The organism is Ruminococcus sp. D54t1_190329_F1 (genome assembly GCF_015551645.1).
GTDB classification, from domain to species: Bacteria; Bacillota; Clostridia; order Lachnospirales; family Lachnospiraceae; genus Blautia_A; species Blautia_A faecis.
The window spans coordinates 46975-54545 of the sequence record NZ_JADNDC010000031.1; the positions used below are offsets into that span (position 1 = coordinate 46975).

Consider the following 7571-nt stretch of genomic DNA (forward strand, 5'->3'; position numbering starts at 1 on the left):
GAGGGGAACATGAAGAAACCTATAGGAAGAATTATAGCGACTGAAAAAGTACCGACAACTATGGATAAGTTTACATTTTGGACAGATTCGGACTTGAAACTACATGCATTTGATATCGTAAAAGTTAAACACATTGATGATTCATATTCTTTCGGTGTAATAGAAAACATTTCTCATATTACTGATGCACAAAGTTTCTTGACGAGTTTTATATCAAGTGATTTTGGGGATGTTACTGTGGACGAGCCGACACTTAGAGTCGGTATGAATTATGTGGAAGCTTCAGTTTCATATAACAACAAAAATCTTTATACACCGGTGCATAATAATGAACCGGTATATTTAGCATCTGAGAATGAAATAACTATGGCGCTTGGATTGGATAAAATTCAAAATCCGCTTGTATGTGGATCACTAAAAATGTACGAAGGTACATCGGAAGAAATCACACTTCCAGTGAATTTAAATTCTAAGTTTATTCTTGGACCAGAGGGAGCCCATCTTAATATTTCTGGTATTTCTGGTTTGGCATCAAAAACTTCGTATGCAATGTTTTTGATGAAGGCAGTTCAGGAACAATATTTAAAAATGCCTGTTGATAGCGAAGAAAGTGTTGCTTTTGTAATTTTTAATGTCAAGGGAAAAGATTTAATGGCCATTCATAGTCCTAATGATTTTAAAGATGATAGTGATGGTGAAAAGGAGAGAGTTTACCAGGAATATAAAGATTTGGGTTTAAGTACAGAACCGTTTAAGAAGGTTAAGTATTTTATTCCTTATTCCAGTAATTCGTCTGCAAAGCAAAGTACATATTTGCCTAAAGAGGATATAGAAGAATATATTAGAGAAGGACAACTACAGAAGTTTAAATATTCGTATGAAGACGATAAAGAAAGTTTGGAAATGTTGTTTGCAGATATAGATGATCCTCAGCAGACCATGGAGGCAATCATAAGTAAGATAATTGATGCTACCGATCCTGATTTTGGAGGCGGTAAGGTAAATACTTGGGAAGGCTTTAGAGAGAAAGTTGATGAATTATCACAAAAATCACAGACACAGGGAAGGGGAACACAGCGTAATTCTAATGAAATATCTGTATTAAGCTGGCGTAAATTTAAACGTATTGTTAATAAAGCAATAAAAAATGACGATATGTTTGCAAATCGTGCAGACAGCAGTAGACACGAATGTCGACTTGCCGATGCAATTAAGCACATTTCTAATAATGATGTTTATGTTATTGACGTTGCAAAACTTACAGAAGATAAGCAGGCATTTGTATTTGGAGATGCTGTGCGTACTATTTATAACCTTAAACTTGGGGAATATGATGGCGAGAGCGGAATAAATCCTCCTTCTCGTATTATTGTTTTCATCGATGAGCTGAACAAATATGCATCTAAAGATACGCCGAAGTATTCTCCTATTTTACAAGAGATACTTGATGTTACAGAAAGAGGACGTTCACTAGGAGTGGTTTTATTTGGGGCTGAACAGTTTCGCTCTAACATTCATCAGAGAGTTACAGGAAATTGTTCTACACATGCTTATGGGAGAACAAATTCTATAGAAACATCAACCAAAGATTATAGTAGTTTACCAAGTACATATAAAAATATGCTTACACGATTGGAACAAGGAGATTATCTTATTCAGAATCCAATTTTTCGTTCTTTGTTGAAAATACGATTTCCTAAACCAATCTATAAGCAATTTAAGAAATGAGGGCCAATACAATGAGAGCATACGTTTTTGGCGCAAATATACTAGAAAATTTAACTACAGGAATGTATAAAGATTCCAAAGTTATATATCGTGAATATATTCAGAATGCTTGTGACCAAATTGACAAGGCTTATGACAGAGGACTTTTACGTCCGAGTAATCCGGACAGTTTGGGCAATCTTGGAAGTGGTCGTATTGATATATGGCTAGATACAGATAAACGTACCATTAGCATAGAGGATAATGCTACTGGTATTTGTGCAGCAGATTTTGAAAAGACTCTTGCTGATATTGCAAATTCCGATAAGAAACTTGGCGAAGACAAAGGATTTCGTGGTATAGGACGTCTTTGTGGTCTTGCATATTGTAAAGAACTCGTTTTCACATCTACGGCAGAAGGTGAAAATATTATTTCCATTATGAGATGTGATGCAATCAAGATGCGTGAACTAATAACTGCTAGTGAAGACGGAAAAAAATATACTGCTAGTGAAGTACTTAGTAGTATTTATAAATTTGATTCAAAGAATACAGGAGATAAAGAATCACATTGGTTTAAAGTGGAAATGATAGGCATAAACGATGAAAATACAGATTTGCTGGATTTTACGCAAATTAAAGAGTATCTTTCTTTTGTTGCTCCGGTTCCTTATCAAAACACCTTTCTTTTTCGTGCCGAAGTATATAAACATGCGAAAGAAATCGGTTGTAATATTGATGAATACAATATTTTCTTAAATGGAGAGCAAATATTTAAGAAATATAAAACTATATTTAAAACTAGCAAAGGTGAAGATGAGGTCTTTAATCTTGCATTTAAAGAAATATATGATTCACACAACCACTTATTGGCGTGGCTATGGATAGGGGTATCTCATTTTAAAGCTATAATATCTAAAGAGTGTAAAATGAGAGGGCTACGTTTGCGTAAAGAAAACATTCAGATTGGTAGCGAAGATGCTCTTCAGAAATTATTTAAAGAAGATAGAGGCCAGCACTATTTTGTAGGTGAGGTTTTTGCTGTTTCAAAGGATTTAATCCCTAATTCGCAACGAGATTATTTCAATGAAAATACTGCTCGCATGGAATTTGAAAAAGAAATGCGTCAATATTTTAATGGGGAACTTTCTAAGATATATCATGAAGGTTCTGCAATTAACAGTGCATTTAATAAAATTGATAGTTATAAAAAGAAAAAAGCTGAATTACAAAAGAAAAGAGAAAGAGGAGATTTTGTAGATCAAAATCATTTTCAGGAAGCAGTTGCTGACGTCGAAAAAGCAAAAGTTACAGCAGAAAAAGCGGTTAAAGACATAGAAAAAAAGAAATCAAGAACAGAAAATGAACCAGATTCTGTAGTTGGACAAGTTATTGCGCATATTGAAAAGGAGCGAAAAAAACAAGAAACAGCTAAAGTAGAAAAAACGATTAAAAAGTCTAAACAACCCACCTTAGCAAAGCGGCGTGTAGATATTACATTGCCGACTTATAATAGAAGTGAACGAAAGCTAATTTCTAAAATATTTGGAATTATTGTGTCAGCTACTGACGAGAAAACTGCTGAAAAGATAATCAGGAAAATAGAGGATGAGCTACAATGAATCGTAAAGTATTATTAATTGAGCCTAATTATAAAAATAAGTATCCACCTATGGGATTAATGAAAATTGCGACATATTATCGGCGATGCAATGACGATGTGCGCTTTTTTAAAGGTGACTTAAAAAAATTTGCGGCTCAGTTACTTTGTGAAGAGTTTTGTGCTGAAACAAAAGAAACTTCTCTTAGAAAATATTTTCCTAAACTTACTGAATATATAAAAAATGGAAAATATTCTTCTCTTGAAACGATTCCTAATTTTCGAGGAAGCGAATATGAAGAGATAGTAAAAAAATATCGTCGAAAATATAAGAATAAGGAATTTCCGCAATTTGATGTTGTGGGAGTAACGACATTGTTTACATTTTATTGGAAACAAACGGTAGACACAATAAAATACGCCCAAAACTTTTGTAAATCAGAAGGAAAAATGCTTGTTGGTGGTATTGCCTCTACTATACTTCCAGACTATATATACAAAGAAACCGGAATTAAACCGCATATAGGACTTCTTGATAAAGAAGGAGATCTTGACGAGGGCAATACTGATATTATAGATGAATTACCGTTAGATTATTCGATTCTAGAAGAGATTGATTATGAATATCCGGCACATAATGCTTATTTTGGATATATGACAAGAGGATGTCCTCGTAATTGTGCATTTTGCGCTGTAAAAACATTGGAACCACAATATAAAAATTACATAGGGATAAAGCACCAGATTAAATATGTTGACGAACATTTTGGCGCACAAAAAGATTTGTTATTGATGGATAATAATGTATTTGCATCTAATTGTTTTGAACAAATAATTGATGAAATTAAAGATTGCGGTTTTGGAAAAGGAGCTACATATATTCCGCCAAATGAATATGATGTTGCTATAAAAAATCTGAAGGTGGGCTATAACCTTAGAGCATATACTAAAAAAATAATAAAACTTTATGATGAAATTGCGGAGAAACTTTCAGAGGATGAAGCTGGTGAATTTTATTTACGTAGAGAAGAACGTGGGCTTTTATATGCGGAAACAGCAACATATGATGAGATATGTACATTTGATGAAACAATTCGACCTTTGTATGACAAACTTTTTCATAAATCTAAAAGAGTAAGGTATATTGATTTTAATCAAGGGCTAGATGCAAGACTGGCAACAGACAAAAGAATGAAAAAACTTTCAGAGATTAATATTAGACCATTACGTATAGCATTTGACCATTACGAACAGAGTGAGGTTTATATTTCAGCTGTAAAAAAAGCGGCAAAGTATGGCATAATGGAATTATCCAATTATCTTCTTTATAATTTTGAGGATGAACCAAAAGAACTGTATTATCGAATGAGAATCAATGTCGATCTTTGTGAAGAATTAGGGGTTACAATATATTCATTTCCAATGAAATATCATCCAATTAATGATCCAGAATATTTTAAGAATAGAGATTATTTAGGGAAACATTGGAATAGAAAATTTATTCGTGCGGTGCAGGCAGTTTTGAACTCTACAAAAGGGAAAATAGGAAAAGGCATTGAATTTTTTGAAGAAGCTTTTGGACGTGATTTGGACGAATTTTATAAAATTTTGTGGATGCCTGAAACTTTTATTATATATAGGAGAAAATATGATAAAAAATTGAGAGAACGGCTTGCAGATAGATACAAAAATCATTCGAGTGAAGATTGTGATTTGGCAAATGAGTGGTGGACAAAATTCTGTTCACTTCCTGCCGAAAAACTAGAGATTGCTAAGTCTATTATTTCTTTAAATAAGTTTAAGGAAGGAGATTATGACTGTACAGACAAAGAAATTCTTGATGTATTGTCATATTATAGCATTACACGAGATATTGCGGAACAGAGTATCTAAGGAGGCGTATGTCGGTGGCGGAGAACCAAAATATTGAATGGAAAGAGTCTTGGCGAGACGAATATCTTAAATGGATATGTGGTTTTGCAAACGCACAAGGTGGGAAAATTTATATTGGCACAAATGATGATGGCACAGTAATCGGTGTACAAGACAGCAAAAAGCTGATGGAGGATATTCCAAACAAAGTACGAGATGTTCTTGGTATTATTGTAGATGTGAATTTACTAACAAAGAATGGGAAAGACTATATTGAAATTTGCGTGAATCCTAACAGTTATCCTGTTAATTATAAGGGAGAATATCACTATCGGAGCGGTAGCACTAAACAACAGCTAAAAGGACAGGCACTTAATCAATTTTTGCTACAAAAGACTGGAATTACATGGGACAGTGTGCCGATTCAAGGTATAACAGTGCAGGATTTAAGAAATGATAGCTTTGATATTTTTCGAGAACGGGCAATCCTCAGTAAGCGAATGGATCGCAAAGATGTTGATGCCACAAACGAGCAACTGCTTGACAGTCTTAATTTGCTTGAAAATGGTCAACTGAAAAGAGCTGCTATTTTACTTTTTCACCATAATCCAGAAAAATGGATACCAGGAGCCTATGTTAAGATAGGATATTTTGAGTCTGATTCTGAATTGCGATATCAAGATGAAATTCATGGTTCTCTAATATCGCAGGCAGACCGAGTGGTTGATCTTATTTTTACAAAATATTTGAAAGCAGATATTTCTTACAAAGGAGTAACAAGGGTAGAAACCTATCCTTTCCCCAAAGACGCAATCAGGGAGGCTGTTTTTAACGCTATTGCACACAAATTTTATGGAGCATTGATTCCTATACAAATTAGTGTATATGCAGATAGGCTTTATATTGCGAACGACTGCATTTTCCCAGGAGATTGGACACTCGATGATCTGATGGGGAAGCATCGATCAAGACCGTATAATCCGTTGATTGCAAATACGTTTTTCAGAGCCGGTTTTATTGAGGCATGGGGACGTGGAATAGAAAAAATCAAAGACAGTTGCAAAGAAGCTGGAAATCCTATACCAGAATATACGATTAAGCGTGAGGACATTATGATTATGTTTAAGAGCTTGGTTAGTTACACTAACCAAGCTACTAACCAAGCTACTGACCAAACTAACCAAGATGAAGATAATTCCGTACCGGCTCGTATTTTGAAAGTGATTGAAACGAAACCTATGTTATCCCAAAGAAAAATTGCCGATATTATCGGAGAGAAATATAGTACTGTCAAGTATTATATGGAGTCTATGAAAAAATCCGGAATAATTAAGAGAGAAGGTTCTAGTCAAAAGGGGAAATGGATTATCTTGTAATCAAAGTGCTTGATGTTTTGCCAAAATTGTTGAGGTTTTCACAATAAAAGCCCTCAACAATTTTGATTTCTTCCTCTTTCAGAACTAAAGTTATCTTAATATTAACATATATCCTACGCCAGCGGCTCCTTCGCCGGCAAGCCAGCCTTTCTGGGGTACTTCTTAGCGGTCGGTTTCATCTTCTTGATCACAACGAAAGAACGATCCATATCCGTGTCCACAAGGGGAAATTTCACTACATTCTGGACTTTGCCGCCGAGGATTTTCACGGCATTTTCAGCCTGGGAAAGTTCCTCGTCTATCTTGCCAGATTTGTAGGAAATAAAGCTGCCACCTTCTTTTACAAAGGGGATACAATACTCGGAAAGGGTGCTTAAATTGGCTACTGCACGGGAGACACAGAAGTCGTATTTTTCTCTGTGTTCCTTCTGTTTCGCGTAGTCTTCGGCTCTTCCGTGAAGCGCTGTTACGTCTTTTAAACCAAGCATTTCGATTACTTCATTAAGGAAATTCACCCTTTTATTCAAAGAATCCAGAAGGGTAATTTTAAGCTCCGGAAAAGCAATTTTCAGCGGGATTCCAGGGAAACCAGCGCCGGTTCCGATATCGATCACGGACTTTCCCGCCAGCTTTTTCTGGTCAAAGCTGCCTACTTTTACAATAGATAAACTGTCAAGAAAATGCTTTAAAATTACCTCGTTGTACTCGGTAATTGCAGTTAAATTCATTACCTTATTTTTCTCTACAAGGTACTCATAATAAGTGATAAACTGCTTCTTCTGCTCCTGGGACAGAGCAATTCCAAGCTCTTCTAGTCCTTTCTCAAAGAGTGTTAAATCGTATTCCATATATGTCTCCTTATACCTCAAACTACTTACTTTCCAGTTGCTTAATACACAGCGTTTTTGCAAGTAATATTTCTTAGCAGGTCATTTCAGGTGTTGATTGTCAAGTAAAATTGACCCACTTTTACGTTTAATTTTGACCCACCTGAATTCAGAAATCACCTGATTTTC

5 protein-coding genes are annotated in these 7571 nt (G+C 35.0%); 4 read left to right on the plus strand and 1 reads right to left on the minus strand.

Annotated features, from left to right (window positions below; genetic code table 11):
* Positions 1-9 precede the first annotated feature (9 nt).
* From I2D69_RS14325 to I2D69_RS14340, 4 genes are read left to right on the plus strand one after another with little or no spacing between them, the layout of a single operon-like run.
* Entirely contained in the window at positions 10-1728 is a 1719-nt protein-coding gene (locus I2D69_RS14325) for an ATP-binding protein (protein ID WP_195380109.1), read from the plus strand.
* A gap of 11 nt (positions 1729-1739) precedes the next feature.
* Entirely contained in the window at positions 1740-3329 is a 1590-nt protein-coding gene (locus tag I2D69_RS14330; RefSeq protein ID WP_195380110.1) for an ATP-binding protein, read from the plus strand.
* Positions 3326-5200, plus strand: coding sequence for a hypothetical protein (locus I2D69_RS14335; protein ID WP_195380111.1), 1875 nt, complete (start codon positions 3326-3328; stop codon positions 5198-5200). Before I2D69_RS14330 ends, I2D69_RS14335 begins: the two co-directional genes overlap by 4 nt.
* 8 nt (positions 5201-5208) lie before the next feature.
* Complete coding sequence (locus I2D69_RS14340) at positions 5209-6555, plus strand: ATP-binding protein (protein ID WP_207741819.1); 1347 nt, start codon at positions 5209-5211, stop codon at positions 6553-6555.
* A gap of 113 nt (positions 6556-6668) precedes the next feature.
* Here the strand turns inward: I2D69_RS14340 and rsmG are convergent, their stop codons facing one another.
* The gene (gene rsmG, locus I2D69_RS14345; protein WP_195380113.1) at positions 6669-7403 is read right to left on the minus strand and encodes a 16S rRNA (guanine(527)-N(7))-methyltransferase RsmG; all 735 of its coding nucleotides are present in this window, start codon (positions 7401-7403) and stop codon (positions 6669-6671) included.
* Positions 7404-7571 lie beyond the last annotated feature (168 nt).

Coding starts and splice junctions, on each gene's coding strand:
- I2D69_RS14325 (WP_195380109.1), top strand. CDS start 10: ATGAAGAAACCTATAGGAAGAATTATAGCGACTGAAAAAGTACCGACA.
- I2D69_RS14330 (WP_195380110.1), top strand. CDS start 1,740: ATGAGAGCATACGTTTTTGGCGCAAATATACTAGAAAATTTAACTACA.
- I2D69_RS14335 (WP_195380111.1), top strand. CDS start 3,326: ATGAATCGTAAAGTATTATTAATTGAGCCTAATTATAAAAATAAGTAT.
- I2D69_RS14340 (WP_207741819.1), top strand. CDS start 5,209: ATGTCGGTGGCGGAGAACCAAAATATTGAATGGAAAGAGTCTTGGCGA.
- rsmG (WP_195380113.1), bottom strand. CDS start 7,403: ATGGAATACGATTTAACACTCTTTGAGAAAGGACTAGAAGAGCTTGGA.